Below are 20,860 nucleotides of genomic sequence, written 5' to 3' on the forward strand. Positions count from 1 at the left end.
CGGCTATCGGGTCCCGGCGGGGTACTCATCCGTTGCCTCCTGCGATTCCCGGAACTCCGATGACCATGCCTGGCGATCGAGCCCTTCCCAAATTGGCGGACGATGCACCGGTGTTCCTGCGCGGAACCGGCTGGAGGGAGGGGAGCGGTTCAGGAGAGCAGGAACTCCGAGAGGGTCCGCTGGACCTCGTAGATGTTGCCGTCCTTCTTGAATTGCTTTTGGATGGGATTCGGGTTGCTGGAAATGTAGATCTTCAGCTCGGCATCCAGGTCGAAGTGACCCGAGGTCTCCACCGCATAATGGGAAATCGATTTGTAGGGAATCGAGTGGTACTCCACCTTTTTGCCGGTGATTCCCTGCTTGTCCACGAGGATCAGGCGCTTGTCGGTGAAAATGAAAAGGTCGCGTACCAGTTTGAAGGCGCGCTTGACCGACTCGTGTGATGCCAGCAGTTTGCCGTACTCTTTTTCGATCTTCTCGACGGTAACCTCGGAAGCGTTGCCCATCAGGCCGCTGATCAATCCCATGACTCATCTCCTTTGCATTCGATTGGCGGGGGAGAGCCCCTGTATGTCCGGCGGGAAACGGAACCCTCTTGGTCCGTTTTCGACCGAGATCTTCGGATGAGGACCGACGATGCGGCTCAGGAGCCGCCGCTTTTCTCGTTTTTCCACTGTTCCTTTTGGCGCAATAGATCGCGGTTCTTGGCGATGCGGTTGCGGTAGTCGAAGCCCTCGACGTGGACTTCGAGGCACATTTCGCGAATGCGGGAGCGAAGGCGGTAGCTGACGCGTTCTTCGAGGTTCTTTTGCTTGCCGGAACTCGCCGAATCCGCGTTCTGGCGTTCGAGGGTGCGTTTCATGTCCCAGGAATTGCCTTCGAACAGTTTCTTGTCGTTTTCCGAGCCGGTGGGCCTGCCGCGACGATTGGTCTGGTTGGGAATCGATTCCCAGTAGTTGCTGGTAAACAGGGTCGGCAGGCTGGCCGTGTAGCGTTCGTTGATGATGTAGCCGATGTTGTCCAGGGCCCAGGTCAGATCGCCGCCCAGTTCGGTACCGAGATCGTCGATCACCAGGATTTTGGCGCGCAGCAGGTTGTCGAAGATGCCCTTGTAGCTGATCTGCTTGTTGTTGAAGCTGAAACGAATCAACTTGAACAGTTCGTTGTACTCGATGAAACGTACCGAGTGCAGGCCGGCGTGAATCAGATCCGAGAGCAGGGAACAGATGAGGCGTGTCTTGCCGCGGCCCGAGTCGCCGAAGAGCATGAGCCCGTACATGTCCTTCATCTGCTTGTGGTGGAGAAAGGCTTCGAGGTAAAGGTCGCGCAGTTCGCGGCAGACGCTGAGCGCGTGCTTTTGGGAACCGATCGCCACGGGATCGCGGCCAGGCCCGCCGTAGGGACGAAACGGATCGCGGTCGTCCTCGGCCGGATCGAACAGGGTGGTGTCCCAGAACTTTTCGGGGACGCCGGCCTCGCGCAGTGCCTTGCGGGCGATCAATCGTTTCTGGCATACGCAGCGGACCACGTGACGGTAACCGTCGATCTCCTTCCAGGTATACCCTTTGCCCTTGCACAGCGGGCAACGCTTTGCGGCTGGGGACGTTCGTTCGGCGGCCTCGCGTGCCTCCCGCGCCTGGCGGGCCCTTTCCTCACAGTATTCCTGGAATTTCTGCAATCCTTCCGCTGAACCGAACGATGCCTTTTTCATGGATGGAACTGGGCTCCTCGAATGTTGCCGCGCAGGGCACGCATGTAATCGAACGACGGAGGCCAGACCGCGTTACCGACGACTGGCCACCACGATGGAAGTGAAGGTTCTACCACTTCTTTTTGAGTTTTTTATTCGCTTTGGACTTGGTCTTGTTGGCGGCCTTGTTCTTTTCTTCGGCCTTTTTGGAGTTCGCCTTTTTCTTGGGTTGGTTCTTGGCGTCCTTGGCGTCGGACTTGGCCTTGTCGGCCTTGTGTTTCTTGGCGTCGGCCTCGTATTTCTTCTTGGCAGCGTCGGACTTGGCCTTCGAAGTAGCCTCGCTCTTGGCCTTGTCGGTGGTACTGCCGGTCGATGCGGCGATGGCGGCCATTGGGAGACAGAGCGTCAAAATCAACATCAGGGAACGAAACAAACTTTTCATGATACATCCTCGGTAATCGAACGCCCGCGCGACACCACCGAAATAAGAATCAAGGCGTCGAACCGGCATTCCCTTTTACATCATAGTCGCGTGCTGAAGCACCGCTCCTAACTCTATCAAAAACCGGTTGGAAAGGCACTGGATGGTTTGCCGACCCGGCTCGGGCCTTGGCATCGCCGATCAGCTCGATGGATGGTCTGGATCGGCGTCGCGAGGCGGGAGACTGGCGATGAGAATTGGCCAGGGTCGCGTCATTCGGTTGCCTCGTTCCCGGAAAGAGTGGCCTCGCAGCGGGTACCGTCCAGGCACGACGGATCTCCCGGCGATCAATCCGGGCACTTCGGGCGGATACCGTCAAGAGACCGGAACAGCGCTGACGATGCCGATCAATGGCCGCTGCGCACCAGATCTTTCGGTGGATCGGCGTGGATCGAGGCCGGCGCCTGCTCGTGGTCTTCTTCCGTGGGGATCGGGAACGCCATGAGGAAGGTGGCGCCACAGCCACGCCCGTCCGATTCGACCCAAATGCGCCCGCCCATCTCGCGAATCGAGTTGGCGCTGGCGTGCAGGCCCAATCCGAACCCCTTGGATTTGGTGGTGAACCCGTGGCTGAACACCCGCGAGAGATCGGACGCCTGAATGCCGATGCCCCGATCGGTCACGCTCAACATCACCTCGTGTTCCTTCGTTTGCAGGCGAATCTCGAGGTATCGCTCGTTCGGCGGCGTATCGGACATGGCCTCGTACCCGTTGCGCAACATGTTCACCAGGACGTGCACCAACTTGACCTTTTGGATCCAGACCGGTGGGGTCGGCTGGATGTCCCGTTTGACGGTCACGCCGTGGTGGGCGAGGTCCAGTCCCAGGAGGTTCAGGGCCGCGTCGACCACGTGGCTCAACTCCAGCAACTCGTCGCAAAAACCGCCGGCCGCGTATCGCTGCTGGGCCATGATCACGTCGCGAATCGAATCGACCTTCTGGTTCAGGCGCGCCACGTGATCGCTGATCTGTTTCGATTCGAGTTGGAGCACTCGATCCATTTCCAGGTAGAAGCGCATCAGGTTCATGCCCTTGGGATCCTCGGCCAGGAATGCGGGAAGATCGTCCAAGTGGTTCCGCAGCATTTGGTTGGCCTTGATCAGGCCGCGCAGGCGCGAACGATCGATGGTGTCCTGAATCATCTGGCCGGCGGTGGTCACGCTGTTGAGGATGTTGCCCACGTTGTGCAACACCGAGGTGGCGATTTCCGCCATGCCGGCCTGGTGCGCGCTTTCCAACAGTTCCTTCTGGGCCGCCTCCAGTTGGCGACCGCGTTGGGTCACGCGTTGTTCCAGGTTCTCGTTGAGGGCCCGGACCTCGGCTTCGGCCGTCTTGCGCTCCTCGATTTCGCGTTTCAGGGCTTTGTTGAGCGCCTGCGTATCGGCGTACAGGCGGGCGTTTTCGAGACTCACCGCGGCTTGGCTGAGCAGCAGGTCCAGAATGCGCACGCGGGTCCGGCTGAAGGCGTCGGCCACCTGGTTGTTTTCCAGGTAGAGCACGCCGGCCTTGCGGTCCTTGAAGCGGAAAGGCTGGCAGAGCAGGGACTTGGGCTGGGTGCGCTGGATGTAGCTGTCCTGGGTGAACAGCCCCTCGGCCGTCGCCTTGGCCAGGATTACGGTTTCGTCGGTGCGCATCACGTAGCGCACGATGTTCTGGCTCAATCGCTCGCATTTGTCCAAGGGCGTGTGTTGCAGCACGGCGTCCTCGGCGGTGTCGATGGTGGCTTCGGCCTCGATGAACAGGGTCCCGAATTCATCCAGGATCAGGAAGCCCCGTTCCGCGCCCGCGCTTTCCAGCATGATGCCCATCATTTTTCGGAGGAGTTGGTCCAACTCGATTTCGCGTGAAATGGCGAGCGCCGATTTGGAAACGGTCATGAGGTCGAAGGCATCGGCCTGATTCTCCACCTCCTGCCGAATCGTTTCGGCGCCGAGGGAACCCTTGGCGGGAATCTCGAAGATGCCGGAATCGAAGGGACGGGCGCTTTTGCCGAAAAGGGTGGTGCGGGCGCCGGTCAGCACTTCCGGATAGCGTTCCTCGAGCGAGCGGACTTTGGCCAGGGCGCCGCGCTTCGCGTAACCCGCGTGTGCCTGGCGCAGAAAGAGGGCCGCGATCTGATGAAGTCCCCGCTGCTGGAAAAATCGCCCGGCCAACCATTGGATCAGGGCTTCGAAGCGCGGGTAGCCCTGGGTTTTGGCGGCCACCGCCGCACGACCGTAGTACATTTCCGCCTGCTCGAAGCGCCCCTCGAGACGGGCCCATTCGGCTTCCACCAAGTCGGCGAGGTGCTGGAAGTTCCCCGGGCAGTGGTTCGCCCAGCGCGCGAACCGCTTGCGAATGCGTTTCATTTTGGAACGGGCGTCGATGCGCTGGAAGCGGGAAAGCGTGGGTAGGATTTGGCAGAAGGTGAGGTAGCCGAACAGCCAGTTTTCCGCCGAGGAAATCAAACCCAGGAACGAGGAGCCCAGCGGCATCAGCTTGCGCAGCCAGTTCCAGGCCGCATCGAAATCCTCGTAGAGAAAGCACAGCTCCACGTTCAACCGATAATAGTTGGCCGTACCCAGCTCGAAGCCGCGCTCGAGGAAGTCGGTGGCGAGTCGGTCCACATCGCATCCGTCGTCGCTCAGGCTGTAGCGGTTCCGCGTCAGCCCGCGCAGGTTGCGACGGTATTGTTGAAACAGCGTGGCCAATTCCCAGGCGTCCGTGTAGCGATTCTCCTTGATCACCGCCAGGTAGGTTTCCGCCTCCGCGATTTCCGCGTCGAGATCCATTTCGGGCGCCCACCCGGTGAAATAGATGCAGGAGAAGGAGAGGTACATCAAGTCGCCGGACTGGATTCCGGCCTCGATCGCCCGCGTGAACCAGGCCCGCTGCTTCTTCCAGTGTTCGAACCAGGGCAGCACGGTCAAGGCGTATACCGCCAGGATTTTACAGCGGTAGCGAAGGTCGCCGTATCGCTCGTTGAGCGCGATGCTCAACATGCCGAACGCCTTGCCCGCCTCGTAATCGCCGAAGACGTGGAGCGAGAGCATGGCGATGGTGGCATAGGTCGAAGCCGCCTGGGGGCTGTTGCCGTGCTCCAGGAAAAGGTTCATGCGGATCAGGTTGGCCAGGACCAACAAGCGCTTGTGGTTGGTGAGGTAGCCGACCAGTGCCAGTTCCATGAGGATGTCGGCCTGCACCTGGACCTTCGAATCGTCCAGGTCGGGAAGATCGATCAGGTCGGCGATCTCGCGACCACGCAGCAGCCACTTCATTTTGAGGTAGCGAATCAGGATGGCGGTATTGCCGGGATTGGTGGGCATCGCCGTGCCAAGACTCTCCAGGCCCATGTAGCCGAACTCGGCGGCTTCTTCCAGGCGGCTGTCGGCGATGTATTGCGAGAGCCGCATCCGACAGATTTCCGCCTTGGTACGGGCGTCCGGCGCGCGTTGCCAGAGCAGGTCCCACAGGCCGTCGGCGCGCTCGAAGTTGCGGCAGCCGTATGCGCAGATCGCCAATTCGCAATGAACGTGAAACGACAGGTCGGGCATCCGGTCCCAGGCGTCCTCGGGTAGGAAGCTCGAGGCGATTTCCAGATGTTCCAGCGCGGCCTGGTAGGCGGTGGCGTTTTTGGCCTTCATGCCGGCCGCGAGGTTGAGTCGCGCCAGTTCCAGCTTTTCCTGGGGATCCCGCATCAGGGTTCGGCCGCGGTTGAGTTGGGTGACCAGCGCGAACAGGCGTTCCTCGCGGCGTTGTCCGGTCAGGCTTTGCGCCAGGTGTCGGCCGACCTTCAGGTGGATGGCCGCACGCTCCGGCTTGGGAATCAGGGTGTAGGCCGCCTGGTGCAGCCGGTCGTGAATGAAACGGTAGGGCGTCGCCGCGGCCGGCGCTTCGTCGGGGTGACCGAATCCGGAGAACAACAGGATCGGCGCCACCAACCCGAAAGATTCCGCTTCCCACAGATCGTTCATGGTCTGCTGCGGCGTACACTCGCGAACCAGACTCAGTTCCTCGATCGAAAAGTGGTTGCCCAGGCAGGCCGCCAGCGAGAGCGTTTCGCGCGTCCGCTCCGACAGTTCGCCCAGCCGCTTCACCAGGAATTCCACCACGTTGTCACTGACCTGAATGGCGCGAACCGCCTCGATGCTCCACCGCCACCGCTGTTTGCCGTGATCGAAGGTCAGGCAACCCTTGCGGTGGATGGTTTTGAGAAATTCGCTGGTGAAAAACGGATTGCCCAGCGTTTTGGCGTGAACCTCGTTGGCCAGATCGGTGACTTCTTCGGCGTCCGTGTGCAGGGTGTCGGCGATCAGTTGACGCGTGTGCGAGGGATCCAGGGGCGTCAGGGCGATTCGATCCAATTCACAGCCGATGGCGCGTAGCTGTTCCAATCCGAGGAACAGGGGATCGGTGGGTTGCAGATCGTGGTCGCGGAAGGCCCCGATCAACAGGAGGTACCCGCGACGGCTGCTGGTGACCAGCTCTTCGAGCAGGCGCAACGAGGCCACGTCGGCCCATTGCAGGTCGTCGAGAAACAGCACGAGCGGGTGCTGGTGGCTCGCGAAGACGTCGATGAAGTCGCGAAACACCTGGTTGAAGCGGAACTGGGTTTCGCGCACACCCAATAACGGGACCTCGGGCTGGGGGCCGATCAGAAGTTCCAGATCGGGAATGACGTCCAGCAACAGGCGCCCGTTGGGGCCAACCGCATCGAGAATGCGCCCGCGCCAGGCCGATACGGTTTCGTTACCTTCGCCAAGCAGCCAACTCACCAGGGTTTCGAAAGCCTGGCTGATCCCGCTGTAGGCGATGTGGCGTTTCAACCGTTCGAATTTGCCGGAAACGAAGAATCCGTTGCTTTCCAGGAGCGGTTCCTGGAGCTCGTTGACCAGGGAGGTCTTGCCGATGCCCGAGTACCCGGAAATCAGCAAGGTGCTGAAGTGACCTTCCTTGACCTGGGCGAACATCGCCATCAGCAGCTCGCGTTCCTGGTCGCGGCCGTACAGCCGGTGAGGGATGTGGAACCGGTCGGACACGTCCTGCCGGCCCGGGGGAAACTCCGGGATTTCTCCCTTTTCGGCGAGCAGGTCGCGACAATGGACCAGGTCGGCGATCAGGCCGTGGGCGCTTTGGTAGCGGTCGTCCGGACTCTTGGCCAGCAGCTTCATGACGATCGCGCTGAGGCCTGGCGGTACATTCTCGCGAATTTTGTGTGGGGGCACCGGCTTGCGGGCCAGATGGGCGTGCACGTATTCCAGCGAATCGGTCGCCTGGAACGGTGGCCGGCCGGTGAGAAGTTCGTAGAAGGTGGCGCCCAGGGAGTAGAAGTCGGATCGGTTGTCGATGGCGCGACTCATGCGGCCGGTCTGTTCGGGGGACATGTAGGCCAGGCTGTCTTCGCAACCATCGGTCTGTACGTCGAAAGCGGGCCTGGCTTGGAGCTGGTCTCGGGTGGCCGTGCTGAAATCGATGATCTTGACCCGCCCCGTGTCGCGATTGATGACGGCGTTGCGGGGTTTGATGTCCTTGTGAATGATGCCCTGGTGATGGAGGGCACCCACGCCCTCGGCCAATTGGCGCGCGATCGCCAGGAACTCCTTGGCGGCGAGGCCTTCCTCCGGAATTGCCTGCTTTAGGTCGACGGCCCCGAAGTCCTCCAGAACCAGCACCAACCCGTCCTGAAACGGTTCCAGTGCGTGGTGTCGGACGATCGCCTCCGTCTCGAAGGCCCCACCGATGTCGAATTCGTGACGGAGCCGGTCCAAGTCGTCGTTGGAAGGGATTTTGTGAAGCGGGAGTTTGAGGATGACGGGCAACTGATCGCGCAGGCGTACCGCCCGAAAGATGCGCGAACGCTTTCCGGAGAAGAGCTGATTTCCCATTTCGTAGTCGGGAAGCTGAATCATTTTGGAATCCCGCGGCAGATGCTATTCTCATTTTGCAGTTAATCCTGTTGGGTGGCAACTGTTTACCTGGTGGGCGATCTATTGCTGGTCCTCCCGATTTGCGAGGAGGGCTCGGCGGAGGGTTGGCCTGGGCCGGGAAATGCAGTGGCCCAGGAATTTTTCACCACGGAGTCCGCGGAGGTCGCGGAGATGGGCGGGAAAAACTCCCGCGCAAGTTGCGTTCACAGTTGATGTGGTCGTCTGAGGGACGGAGTGGCTGGATTGCATCCCACATGTTCCCGCATGCTTAGCAGCGCCCATCCAGAAACGACGGTTTTGAAAAGATGCCCGCTGAACCGGCCTTGTATCAAATGCAGACTGCCATCGGCAGTCAGGCTTCAGGTGTCAACTAATCACCTAGGAATAAGTATCTTGCTGAACCCTGAACCCTGAACCCTGAACCCTGAAACCGTGCCATCCAGGCGAACCACCTTGGGAGTTGCAAACCTTCCGTTTCTGGATGGGCACCAGCTATGAACAAGTATCTTGCCGATACCTGAAACCCAAACGCCGATACCGTGCCCGTTCAATTGAACCAATACTGCAGTTACAGTCTTTCCCTCCAAATGGGCAGGTACGAGATCATGGTTCGAATGTGACGGCGTGTGGAACGAATCGGTCATCCTCCGCAAACTCCGTGGACTCGGTGGTAAAGAAAAAAGTTAGGCTCCAAACCCATCCCGGGATGTGCTCCCCACCTCCAAAAAAACGTTTTCTTCAGCGCGCGTCTGCCCGAGCCGGTAAAATGAAGGCACTCTGTTGTTTACCCCGGAGGGTGCCGCCATCAACGACCGTTACTTTCTCGCCCTGGGCACCGCCAGCCAGGTGCCGACCCGTCGCCGCAATCACAACGGCTACCTGGTGCGTTGGGGTGCCGAAGGGTTCCTGTTCGATCCCGGCGAAGGAACACAGCGCCAAATGATCTTTCACGGTGTATCCGTTTCGGAAGTCACCAAGATCTTCATCACCCATTTCCACGGTGATCATTGCCTGGGCCTGCCGGGCATCGTCCAACGCCTGTCGCTCGACGGCATCGCCCACCAGGTGGACGTGTTCTATCCGGCTTCCGGTCAGCGCTATCTCGACAACCTCGTCGACGCCTCGATCTTTCACAATCAGGCCAATCTGCGGTTCGTGCCCATTCACGAGGAGGGCATCGTCTTCGAAGACGCCCACCTGATCGTGGAGGCGATGCCGCTGGATCATTCGGTGGATTGCTGGGGCTATCGTTTTCGCGATCGCGAAACGGTGACGGTGTTGCCGGAACGCCTGCGGAACCGGGGGATTCGCGGTCCCGACATCGGTCGGCTCAAACGCGAGGGCGTGCTGGCGACCGAGTCCGGAGAGGTTCGGCTCGAGGACGTGAGCGTGCGCAAACGGGGGCAGAGCTTCGCCTTCGTGATGGATACGCGGGTGTGCGAGAACGCTCGGCGCCTCGCCGAGAAGGTGGACATGCTGATTTGCGAATCGACCTACCTCGCCTCGGAAACGGTGGACGCCCGAAAGAACGGGCACCTGACGGCCGGTCAGGCCGCCGACATTGCGGCAGGTGCCGGGGCCGATCTGCTGGTGCTCACCCACTTTTCCCAGCGCTATGTGCACCTGGCGCCTTTCGTGGAGGAGGCCTCGGCGCGTCACGCCAAGGTCGTGGCCGTCAACGACGGCGATCGCGTCGACCTGCCCAAACGCAAGCGCACGCTGGACTGAGCCCGGCCGCTCCGCCGGCTCCCGGTGATCGAGCCAGCGACAATCCGGTCGCCGCTCGGGTGGCGATCCGATGGCCGCGAAGCGTGATGGTGGTGGCAAAACTCTGCTTCGCGAGCGGCTTCGGTCTTGTCAAGCCGCCGTGACAGGCCTAACATGTTAGCAGTCGTTCAATGAAAAACCGGGAACCCGGAAAAATCGCCCTTTCCGCCAGGCATGGTCGATGGTCCCAGGGAACCTCCGAAACGGTTTTTGGGAACCGTGCCGACCCGGCACACCGGTCGGTGAAGACGGGAGTGGCTCTTTGAACCCAGAAAAAACCGTCCTCTTCATTGGGAACTCGTTTCTCGTCCACGCCGAGGAACTTCAGGAGTTCGTCGGGGAAGAGGACTGCGTCGAGACGATCGCCGATTACGAAGAAGCGATGTTGTTGATGGGATCGCGCTCCTGGGAATTGGTGCTGGCGGAATGGGTGGAACCGGAAACGCCCGTTTTGGAAATGGTGCAGAACCTTCGCCTCGAGCAGAACCACGAGGATTTGCCCGTGTTTGTGCTCGCGACGGAAGAGCTGGCCGGGAAGGGCGTCGAGGCGATCGAAGCGGGTGCCACCGATTTTTTCGTGCGGCCCTTCAACCTGGCCTTGATCCGCGCCAAGACCCAAAACGTGAGAGAGGTGCGGCAACGCATCGAACAGGTCCGCGACAGTATGGAGCGCTACCTGCTCGCGGCGCGCGGTACCAACGACGGCCTTTGGGATTTGGATCTGGAGACCCGCACGGTGTACCTCAACAGCACCTGTCGAGAGCTGTTGGGGCTCGACATGAAGACCGAGTACACCACCAAGAAGGATTGGCTCGAGCGGGTCCATCCCGACGATCGCGATGCGTTCAAGAGCCGCCTGGCGCTCCACCTGGAGGGCGTGACGCCGCTCTTGGAGGACCAGCACCGCATTCGGCATCATTCGGGACGCTACATCTGGGTGCTGTGCCGCGGTTCGGCCAATCGACCGGGCTTGGGCCGGGCGACCCGTGTGGCCGGAATGATCACCGATTTGACCAACCGAAGCCTGCACGACACCCGAACCGGCCTGCCGTTTCGCGGCTTTTTCATGGATCGCCTCAGCCAGGCCATGACCTGCAGCCAACTCAACGGCGATGTGTGCTACTCGATGCTCTACGTCGATATCGATCGGTTCAAGGTCATCAGCGAGGGATTTGGCCACAACATGGTGGATGAGGTGTTGGTGGCGTTCGCCGAGCGGTTGGAGCGTTGTCTGAGGGAAGGGGACACCCTGGCGTTTCTCGGGGGCGACACCTTTGTCGTGCTGCTCCAAGACGGCTCCGAAGCCCGCCAGGCGCAACACGTGGCCAACCAGATCCACATGCAGCTCATCGCGCCGTTCCACATCGAGGACCACGAGGTCTTCACCAAGGCGAGCATCGGGATCAGTACCGTGGCCCCGATGGTACGCAATCCGGAGGAGGTTTTGCGCCGCGCCCAGACGGCCATGAAACACGCCCGCCGGCTCGGCTCGGGGCATACGGGCGTCTATGGCGAGGGGATGGACAGCAAGACCCGCCACCTGCTGGAAATGGAGAGCAAGTTGCGGTCGGCCCTCGATCGCCAGGAATTGACCATCTATTTCCAACCGCAGTTGTGCCTGGGCGAGAACCGCATCACCGGCATGGAAACCCTGTTGCGCTGGAAGCACGGCGGCAAGATGATTTCGCCCGGGGAGTTCATTCCGGTGGCCGAGGAGACGGACCTGATTCTGCCGATCGGGGAGTGGGTGCTGCGCGAGGCCGCGGCCAAGACCATGCGCTGGATCGACATGGGGTTGGGACCGCTGCGCGTGGCGGTCAATCTCTCCGAACGCCAGTTCCGCGCCCAGAACCTGTTTCGCATCGTCGAGCAGGTCCTGATCGATACCCGCCTGCCGCCCGAGTGCCTGGAACTGGAACTGACCGAAAGCATTTTCGTGGACGATCCGGAAGCGACTCGACAAACGTTGATGGCGTTCCACAAGCTGGGCTGCAAGGTGGCGCTCGACGATTTCGGGACGGGCTACTCCTCGATGAGCTATCTCAAATCCTTCCCCTTGGATACCCTGAAGATCGACCGCGCGTTCGTGATGGACCTGACGTCCGATCCGCGCGATGCGGCTCTGTGTTCCTCGATGATTTCCCTGGCCCACCAGCTCAACATGGACGTCATCGCGGAGGGGGTCGAGTCGCAGGAGCAGTTGATCATTTTACGCGCCTTCCAATGCGACGAAATCCAGGGTTATTTCTTTTCCAAGCCGCTGGCGGCCGACAAGTTCGAGACGTTCATCCGCGAGCATCGGCTCAAGTCCGAACGGGCCAAGGACGACCTGGGATTCCAGTTCTAGCCGGTGCCGATCCAGGCGAGCCAGACGCTTGCCTGGAGCCCCCGGATGCTGAGAGTTCCGTCGTGCCCGGTAGGTGCCAGGCCATCCCGGCCGTACCTGCCCAGGGCGCTGGGCCGACATTACGAAGCGAGCCGGTCCGGGGAACCCGCACGCGCGTAAGGGACGTAACGCCTGTAGGTTGAGCAGCTTGCCATACCGGCCGTGCTCAGCCATTCGAAGCAACCCATTTATCGACAATGGGTTACAGTATCGAGCGCAGCCCAGGTTTCCACCAGCTCTCCCTTTGTCGAAGCACCATCATTCCCGATTCCCGCATCACGAGAGAGACGTCGAGCCAGTAGGTTGGCCCGCTGGGCCGACGCTTCGAAGCAATCCACGCAACAGCAATCAATTGCGCCAAAGAGCGAAGCCGATCATTTCCCTCGCGACCCCGATCAAAAGCCGCAAAGTCAGAAGTCCCCGCATCGCGAGAGGGGTGCCCTGTAGGTTGAGCGGCTTGCATTACCGGCCGTGCTCAACCAATCGAAGCAACCTGGAATGGTTCCAAATTGATCATCGAGAGATTTTGAGGCCCGGCTTATCCGCTTCGCTCTTTTACCACTTGATCTTGCGAAGCGTGGATCGCTTCGAAGCGTCGGCCCAGCGGGCCAACCTACCGCGACGACGACCCGCTTCGAAATGCGGGAACCGCGCGCGTTGGTGGCTTCGAAGAGTACATCCGGCGGGCTTACCGCCCCTGATGTACCTACCTGGCACGACGTCCCTTATCGACATGGGGGAACTCCTTGAATGCGTCACTTCGAAGTGTCGGCCCAGCGGGCATACCGCCCGTGACCAACCTACCGCGACGACGGTGGGCTTCGAAATGCGGGAACCGCGCGCGCTGGTGGCTTCGAAGAGTACATCCGGAGAGCTTACCGCCCCTGATGTACCTACCTGGCACGACGCCCCTTATCGACATGGGGGAACTCCCGAGCGATTCGCTTCGATTGGTTTCCCACTTGAAACCCAGTCACCGGTGTTCGGCTTGGGAGCAACCTTCTTGGATCACGTCTGGCCGGAATGGCCGACAAACGTCACTCCCCCGCTTGGGCGAAGCGGGCTTCCTGTTTGCGGAGGTAGGGGCTGTCGTGAAGGTCGATCGCCTTGCGGATGGTATCGAGCGCCGCGTCGGTCTCGCCGCGGGCATGTTGGATTTCGGCCAGGGTATCCAACACATTGGCCTTCTCTCGGGGTGAGGTCGATGCGGCCACGCCCGCTTCCGCCAATTTCTGCGCACGATCCAGGCCCGCTCGATGCTGGAAGAGCCACCAGGCGGTGTTGTTCAGCAAGCCCGCATTGTCGCGCCAATCTTTGGGCATGAGCATGCTGCGGTAGGCCAACGCCTTGTCGATGTCGCCGGTGATCGAGATGTGGAAGTTCATGGCCAGCGCCAGGTGCCGCTGAATCAGGGATTCATCCAAGGCGGTGGCATCCTCTCCCGCCGGTTTCAGGGTGTCGAGCCGCGCCAGGCTTTGGCCCAGCAGGCCGTTACAGGCCTTCGCGCCGAGAAGCTGCTCGCTCAAGCGCAAGGCTCCGCGGAACTGCATCGCGTGGCTGTTGCCTCGGCGTTCGATGTACCGCTCGAGGATCCGGCTGGCCATGGCGCAGTTGCACTGGAAATCGGGATCGTCCAGCCCGTTGAGAAGGGCGTTGAAACGACCCAGCGCGACCAGGCGCTCGTCGGCGCCCCTGGCTCCGGCTTCCTTGAAGTATTGGATCGAGGCCGCGTAATCGCCTTGAATGAAACGGTACCGCGCCAAGAAGAGTGCCTTGTCCTGCGTGGGCGCCTCGCGATAGGTCCGTTCCAGGACCTGGTCGGCCTTCGAAGTGTCGAAGGTCTTGTTCCGATTGGCCTGGACCCAAGCCTTCAAAGAGGCGCGTTTCTCTCGATCCAACCATCGACCTGCGACGACGACACCCACGATCGCGTCGGGGGAGGGGACCGCGGTGAAAGGATCGCTTTTCAGCAGCACCAGATCGGCGCGCTGCCCCACGGCGATGCGGCCGCTGGTTTTCTCCAGCCCCAGCGCGCGAGGCCCGTTGAGGGTCGATGCCCTGAGTGCCTCCCGCGGGGTGAATCCGGCGTGATCGACCAGGTGTTGCATCTCCTCGTAGACCGAGCTTCCCGGGAACACCATGGGCACGGCCAGGTCGGTTCCCGTCAGGAACGGGACTTTTCGCTGGTGGCAGCGCCTCACGAAGCGATTGACCTTGTCGAACGTGCCTTTCCAATCGATGCCGCCGCCACCTTCGGCGCGCCGTTCGGCGACCTGATCCTGCCATTTTCGTCGCAAGCTATCGGATACCAGGCCGCTCCGAGGGTCGCCCTTGTCCAAATTGGCCTGCATCTCCTCGGCAGTGCGCATGCGGTCCATCATCGCCACGTAGGTCGGGTCGAAAAACACGTTGGCGCGAACCATCCCGTCGATCGCCTTCTCCCATTTCGCCTCCGTGAATTCCGGATCCAGAAACAACAGGAAGGGCAGGTGTTCGAAGCCGGTTTGCCCGGCTTCGATCGATTCCTCGATCGAGAAACGGCCTTCCACATGACCCGTCAGCGCGAGCTGGCGACGCTTGGCTTCTCTTCCGATCGCCGCCATGGTGTCCGCATCCGCGATCGTGCGTACCTTGACGAGATCCATCGGCAGTGGCCCCATGATCTCGAACGCCTCCGCAACTTCATGCGGATCGCGCACGGGAATCCGGAACTCGAGCGGGGTCTTGAAATGGGAGCGGACGGCCTTGAGCCATTTTCGATATTCGAAGATGGGGCCGGCGGCGAAGATCCGGGGGCCGATCAGGCGCCCTTCGGCGATGCGTTCCTTGAACGCCCTGGCCTGCAATGGGTCGCCGCCCATGTCGCGAACCAGCGTGACGCCGTTGACCGCGAAGAGGGTGAGGGTCGTGTCGTTGAAGGATTGCAGGTGGACGTGCATGTCGCTCAGGCCGGGGATCAGGTAGCGCCCGCTTCCGTCGACGACCGTCGCCTGATCGGGTATCGCTATTTCGCTGGCCGAACCCATCGCCCAAATGACGCGATCCTGAACGATCAGGGTTTGATGAGGGACGACCTGTTCGAGGACCGGATCGGCGAGGGTAACGTTGCGGATGACCAGGATCGACGGACCTGAATCGGTGATGGGAAGCGCGAAGCAGAGCAAACCGACGAGCGCGAAAAACGACATGCGGACTCCTTTGGGCGGGGCTTTGGACGCGAAAGGAGAATGGGGGCCTCTAAGCCCTATGTCGTCGATCGGGGCCGATAAGTTTCTTATTCACCTATTTTTGTGGGCAAAGGCGCCAGTGCCGCCGGAGGTTCGGCCCTGCACCTTGCGGTCCAGACGGGATCAGGCCCGCCTGGCTCCGCATCGGCTCCGAGATCAGTCATCCGTGTAGCGCGCCGCCCAACTGGCGATCATGGCGCCCGCGTAACGGGCGTCTTCCGCACGGGAAAGCAGGTGGTCGGCATTGTCCAGGCTCAGAAAGCTCTTGGGATGTTTGGCCGCCTGGAAAATATCCGCCGCGTTGTCGATGCCCACGATCTGATCGAAGGGGGCGTGGCACACCAGCAGCGCCTTGCCCAGGCGGCCGATGTTCCGGGCGGCGTCGTGCGCCAACAGGTCGTCCAGGAAATGTTCGCGGATTTCGAAGGGGCGGCCGCCGATACAGACCGTGGCCTGACCCCTGTCCCGAATCTCTTCCTCCTGCTCCTGAACCAGGTGTTTGACGTGGACCGGGTGTGCCGGCGCGCCGATGGTGGCCACCGCGCGAATCGATTCGAGCTTGCCGGCGGCGTTCAGGACCGCAGCACCGCCGAGGGAGTGACCGATCAACAATTTGGGTGCCTGGCGGGTTTCGGCCAGCAATTGGGCCGCATGCTCCAGATCCAGCAGATTGGAAGAGAAGTTGGTGTCGCCGAACTGGCCCTCGCTCTCGCCGAGTCCGGTGAAGTCGAAGCGCAGCACGCCGTATCCGGCCCCGGTCAGGGCGCGGCTGATATGGCCGACGGCGGCCAGGTTCTTGGAGCAGGTGAAACAGTGTGCGAAGAGCGCATAGGCCTTGGGGTCGGTATCCTTGGGGCTGTCCAGGCGGGCTGCCAGTTTTTCGCCGTTGGCGTTCGTGAACTGGAGTTTGGTCGATTTCACGTGGGTCTCCTCGTTAGCGGGTTCTCTCGGCGCACGGATCGGTCCGTTCGCCAGGGACTCTTGCCGGCAAACACACGGGGCCGTGCCTTTCTTTCAGTTTTTCGATGGAGGGCCGGATCGGACAGGTCGGGGAAATGCGGCAAGCCCGTTTTTTCAAACAGGCGCCCATCCAGGAATGTCGGTTTTGCGAAAGTGGATCACGGAAACGGCCAGCGATCCCGTCCTGCGCGGTATCGGCCATCAGCTATCAGCCAATCAACTGCAAACAAGGACGTTGCTGCAATCCGACGGTGGCGAGCCGATACCGTGCTCATCCAGTCTAACCAGTTTGGGAGCGGCAACCATTCCTTTTCTGGATGGGCACTAACTTTTCTTCGCGTCTCATTGATGTTAGATTGTGCCCATCCAGAAACACAGGTTTTTTGGAACGAGTCCCCTGGATGGGTCCCCGAGACCATGCGAGGTGATCTCGGCGGTCGGGTATCGGGAATCAGCCCAGCGGTTTCGTGGCTGGAACCCAACTCCGAATTCCGGGATCCTGCCCATTCGGCCGGCCAAACTCGTCGATCGGCGGGGGGCCTTTTTCGGGCAGGGCACTGGTTGGGGCATCCATCAGGCGCAAATCTCCTTTTTGACTTTGCGCTTCGAGTCGTTTCTCCGCGCACGATCTTCGATTCGGCGTGCGGTTCGGATGAGGCGGGCTCCGTCGGGACTTCGGCAAGGATTCAATGATTTTCCAGATCGTCAAGGTTTTGAGGTTTTACCATCATGGACGGAAAAGAAACGGCTTTATTGGCTCCCTACCTGAATTTCCTGCAGAACTTCTTCATCGCCATCATCATCCTCGTCATCGGTTGGATTCTCAGCAAATGGGCCAACCGCATCTTGCTCGGGGTCCTTCGCAACCGCAAGGTCGACGAGGCCCTCGCCCGATTCTTGGGGAACATTCTTCAGTATATCGTGCTCGTCATGGCGGTCATTACCGCGCTCGGTACCGTCGGCATCGAAACCACCAGTCTCGTGGCCGTGTTGGCCTCCGCCGGTATCGCCATCGGTCTGGCGCTGCAGGGCAGCCTCTCCAATTTCGCCAGCGGGGTCCTGATTCTGTTTTTCCGACCCTTCAACCTCGGCGATCGGATCTCCGCCGCGGGTGAGACGGGCTTGGTCGACGACATCGGTATCTTCACGACCACCATCCTGACGCCGGAGAACCACAAGATCATCATTCCCAACGCATCCGTACTTTCCGGTCCCATCACCAACTACACCACCCTGGGCACCCGCCGAGCCAGTGTCGAGGTCGGCGTGGCCTATGGCGCCGACGTTCCCAAGACCATCGAGGTCCTGTTGGGCGCGGCCAAGCGCGGGGAAGGGGTGCTGACCGACCCCGAACCGGGCGTCTTTTTCGCCAATCTGGGCGCCAGCTCGCTCGACTTCTCCGTCAATGTCTGGTGCCAACCGGACGATTACCTCACCATGATCCACAGCGTGCGCCAGACGGTTTACGAGGATCTGAACGCCGCCGGCATCGAGATCCCCTTCAACCAGATCGTCGTGCACCAGGCCGACAAGTAATTCGGCGGGGCGATGCGCGCACGGCCGCATCGCGTTCGGGACGGATCCCGCTCCCAAGAGGGGGATCCGGACGACGTTCGACATGCCCATCCATTGGTCGTTCCGGGAGGCGTTACCGTCTCCCGGGAATGTACCTGACCCGCGCGGTTCTCTCGTTTGGTTGTGTTGTGAGTGTAAACTATTTTATAATAAACGTTTACGTTTACGGTTTATAGATTCTTGCTTGCAAGCCGTGCGAAAATCGGCTTGAATGAAGTGCATATTCATACCCAGAGCGTGCGTTCGGGTGGATGCGGTTTCGCAAGATAGTGGAGCCCAACGCGTCGAGGCAGGCCGTGTAGGCATGCGAGAACCTACTCGAAATCGTGTGTCGAGCCACGTCGCGATGTGTTGAACTCCAAGAGATAGTGTGATCGGATCCCTGGAAAACGTTCGATTTGGGTTATCGGCTCGTTCTTCGATTTGTGCCCGGATCCGTGACGGATTCGGATGCCATACGAAGCCTGAAAATATTGACGGGGGCAGCATGGTTCTTCGAGTATTCGCGATTGCATTATTCTCGACCGCTTTCTGTTTTGGGCAATTGCCCGATCGCGACGAACTAGTGGAAAAATTTCTCAAAGGCGATTCCGACCACGCCGCGAGTGAACTGATCAAGCATTTTGAAATGGGCGGATTGCGCACCATCATCCGCAATCTCAACGCCCTACCCGACGAAAAGAAGATCCAGTACATGCACGTACTGCGGCACATGGATCTGTTTCGGTTTCGCAACGATTTGAACGCCAACCTGACGGAGGCGAAGGACGACACCTCCAAAATGGTTGCGCTGCGGCTATTGGCGACATTCGGGGACCGTCTCAGCCCCGAGGTCTTCGAGCCCCACGTGGCCAACGAGGAGAATTCGGTGGCCGTGCGACTGGCAGCCTGCAGCGGTTTGATCCAGGCTCAACGCCCCTCGAATTACGACCGGTTCATCGAGATTGCCAATAAGGCCATCGTCGATCCCACCACCGGTCAGGACGATTTTGCGTTTGCCGAGATTTCCCACCAGAATCGAGGCTTCTTCCTCTACACCAAGTCCAAATTGGAAGACAAGAAGGCGCCGACCGGTGCCATCCTCATTTCGGTGTACCTCGCTCAAAACAAGAACGACGACATCTACACCAACGTGTTGAACCTGAGGCGCCGCAAGCTGGTGCCCTACATGATCGACCGTGCGGTGATGGCGGGTGCGCCGGCGCTGCTGGACGTGATGGCCGAGCACCGCTCCGCCAAGAAGTTCCGCGACCAGATCAGTCGCGCCAAGCCCGCGGCCCAGGCCGTCGCCAAGTATCGCGCCAAGTTTTTCGATCAATACGAGAAAGACCAGGCGCCGATCGCGGCCCGGATTCCGCACAAGGGAACCGGTTCGGCGGCAGAGGGTAACTACCACGCCGCCTACGCGGTGGTCGAGGTATCGGCCGAAGGCGACATGAAGGTCGTCGTTCACGAGAAGCCTTTTGGTTCCGGTGGCGACAACCTGCAGTCGGTGTTGTCCGGAAAGACCCTACCGGCCTACGTGAAGTGGCAGCCGGTGGCGTCCTATTACCTGGTGGTCGCTCCCTGAAGCGGCCCCTAACGAATGAAAAAAAGGGTTCGATCAGGTCGAGCCCTTTTTTTATGCCCGCAGGTCAAAGGATGGCATTTCGATCGAGCCTGGCGCTGTCATCGGGCGAATCCGTAGGTTCATCGAGGGCGGAAAGCCCGCTATTGAACATCCCGAGATCGAATCACTTCGAAGAACCCGCAAAAACGCAGGTGACGTAAAGCCTGTAGGTTGGCCCGCTGGGCCGACGCGTCGAAGCAACCCAAGCAACAACAATCAATTGCGCCAAAGAGCGAAGCCGATCATTTCCCTCACGACCCCAATCAAAAGCCGTGAAGTCCAAAGTACCCGCATCTTGAGGGGGTCGTAAGGCCTGTAGGTGGAGGGGGCCGCCACGGCCAGCTTGCTCAACCAATCGAAGCAACGTCCGAAACGGGAGAGAGTTAAGCCAAAGAGCGGAGCCCCGAATCTCCCTGAACCCTCACCCGCGAAGTCATCAAACTCCGCAGTGCCCGCAGCGAGAGAGATTCGTCGTGCCGCTTGGTGCCGGGCCGCGCAATCTGGCTGCCCAACCAATCGAAGCAACGCTTGGAAGGGGAGTGGGTTACGTCAAAGAGCAAAACCATTCGCGCCCCTGGCAGAACCCGCCCGCCCCCACGGGCCCAGCCGGCCCTGCACCACACCTCTCCATGGAGGCGGAAATATCGCAACCCAGCGACTTCGATGGAGAATCCTTCAGCGAAACACTCTGTTTCGCTCCTGAACATCGCACTTCATCGCGGGCTGAGTCGCTTCGATTGGTTGAGCAAGCTGGTCTGGGCGGCCCCCTCCACCTACAGGCCTGGCGCCCCTCTCATGATGCGGGACCTGTGGGCCTTGCGACTTCGGATTGGGCTAGCGAGGGAGATTCCGTGCTTCGCTATTTGCCCCAATTGGTTGTAGTTGCTTGGGTTGCTTCGATTGGTGGAGCAAGCTGCTCCACCTACAGGCCTGGCGCCCCTCTCATGATGCGGGGCCTGTGGGCTTTGCGACTTCGGATTGGGCTAGCGAGGGAGATTCCGTGCTTCGCTATTTGCCCCAATTGGTTGTAGTTGCTTGGGTTGCTTCGATTGGTGGAGCAAGCTGCTCCACCTACAGGCCTGGCGCCCCTCTCATGATGCGGGGCCTGTGGGCTTTGCGACTTCGGATTGGGCTAGCGAGGAAGATTCCGTGCTTCGCTATTTGCCCCAATTGGTTGTAGTTGCTTGGGTTGCTTCGATTGGTTGAGCAAGCTGCTCAACCTACAGGCCCGACGACCCTCATGAGCTCGCGGGGACTTC

The 20,860-nt window shown here is 60.5% G+C and carries 10 protein-coding genes; 4 read left to right on the forward strand and 6 right to left on the reverse strand.

Translation table 11 applies throughout. The features are described 5' to 3' along the window. Window positions 1–149 precede the first annotated feature (149 nt). The 4 genes from J3U87_RS26340 to J3U87_RS26355 all read right to left on the reverse strand — a co-directional run bounded on the left by J3U87_RS26340 (window position 150) and on the right by J3U87_RS26355 (window position 8,059). Entirely contained in the window at window positions 150–527 is a 378-nt protein-coding gene (locus J3U87_RS26340) for a PH domain-containing protein (RefSeq protein WP_237378770.1), read from the reverse strand. A gap of 116 nt (window positions 528–643) precedes the next feature. Further along, complete coding sequence (locus tag J3U87_RS26345; RefSeq protein WP_237378771.1) at window positions 644–1,711, reverse strand: ATP-binding protein; 1,068 nt, start codon at window positions 1,709–1,711, stop codon at window positions 644–646. A 109-nt stretch (window positions 1,712–1,820) separates the two neighbouring features. After that, window positions 1,821–2,132 carry a hypothetical protein gene (locus tag J3U87_RS26350; protein WP_237378772.1) on the reverse strand — a complete coding sequence of 104 codons (312 nt, stop codon included), beginning with the start codon at window positions 2,130–2,132 and terminating at the stop codon, window positions 1,821–1,823. Between the two features lie 386 nt (window positions 2,133–2,518). Then, window positions 2,519–8,059, reverse strand: a complete 5,541-nt coding sequence (locus J3U87_RS26355) for a trifunctional serine/threonine-protein kinase/ATP-binding protein/sensor histidine kinase (protein ID WP_237378773.1) — start codon at window positions 8,057–8,059, stop codon at window positions 2,519–2,521. A 798-nt stretch (window positions 8,060–8,857) separates the two neighbouring features. Here J3U87_RS26355 and J3U87_RS26360 point away from each other — a divergent pair. Both J3U87_RS26360 and J3U87_RS26365 read left to right on the forward strand, forming a co-directional pair. Further along, a complete protein-coding gene (locus tag J3U87_RS26360; protein WP_237378774.1) occupies window positions 8,858–9,805 on the forward strand; it encodes a ribonuclease Z in 948 nt (315 codons plus the stop codon). Window positions 9,806–10,106: 301 nt separating this feature from the next. Further along, window positions 10,107–12,191 carry a putative bifunctional diguanylate cyclase/phosphodiesterase gene (locus J3U87_RS26365; RefSeq protein WP_237378775.1) on the forward strand — a complete coding sequence of 695 codons (2,085 nt, stop codon included), beginning with the start codon at window positions 10,107–10,109 and terminating at the stop codon, window positions 12,189–12,191. A gap of 1,076 nt (window positions 12,192–13,267) precedes the next feature. On the opposite strand, the gene J3U87_RS26370 is transcribed toward J3U87_RS26365, so the two are convergent. After that, window positions 13,268–15,418 carry an amidohydrolase family protein gene (locus J3U87_RS26370; RefSeq protein ID WP_237378776.1) on the reverse strand — a complete coding sequence of 717 codons (2,151 nt, stop codon included), beginning with the start codon at window positions 15,416–15,418 and terminating at the stop codon, window positions 13,268–13,270. Window positions 15,419–15,613: 195 nt separating this feature from the next. Next, entirely contained in the window at window positions 15,614–16,378 is a 765-nt protein-coding gene (locus tag J3U87_RS26375; RefSeq protein WP_237378777.1) for an alpha/beta hydrolase family protein, read from the reverse strand. Window positions 16,379–17,146: 768 nt separating this feature from the next. Here J3U87_RS26375 and J3U87_RS26380 point away from each other — a divergent pair. Next, window positions 17,147–17,953, forward strand: coding sequence for a mechanosensitive ion channel family protein (locus tag J3U87_RS26380; RefSeq protein ID WP_237378778.1), 807 nt, complete (start codon window positions 17,147–17,149; stop codon window positions 17,951–17,953). 604 nt (window positions 17,954–18,557) lie between these two features. Further along, window positions 18,558–19,562, forward strand: a complete 1,005-nt coding sequence (locus J3U87_RS26385) for a hypothetical protein (protein WP_237378779.1) — start codon at window positions 18,558–18,560, stop codon at window positions 19,560–19,562. The last annotated feature ends 1,298 nt before the right edge of the window (window positions 19,563–20,860 follow it).

The sequence above is a fragment of the Sulfidibacter corallicola genome (assembly GCF_017498545.1).
Taxonomy (GTDB): domain Bacteria; phylum Acidobacteriota; class Holophagae; order Acanthopleuribacterales; family Acanthopleuribacteraceae; genus Sulfidibacter; species Sulfidibacter corallicola.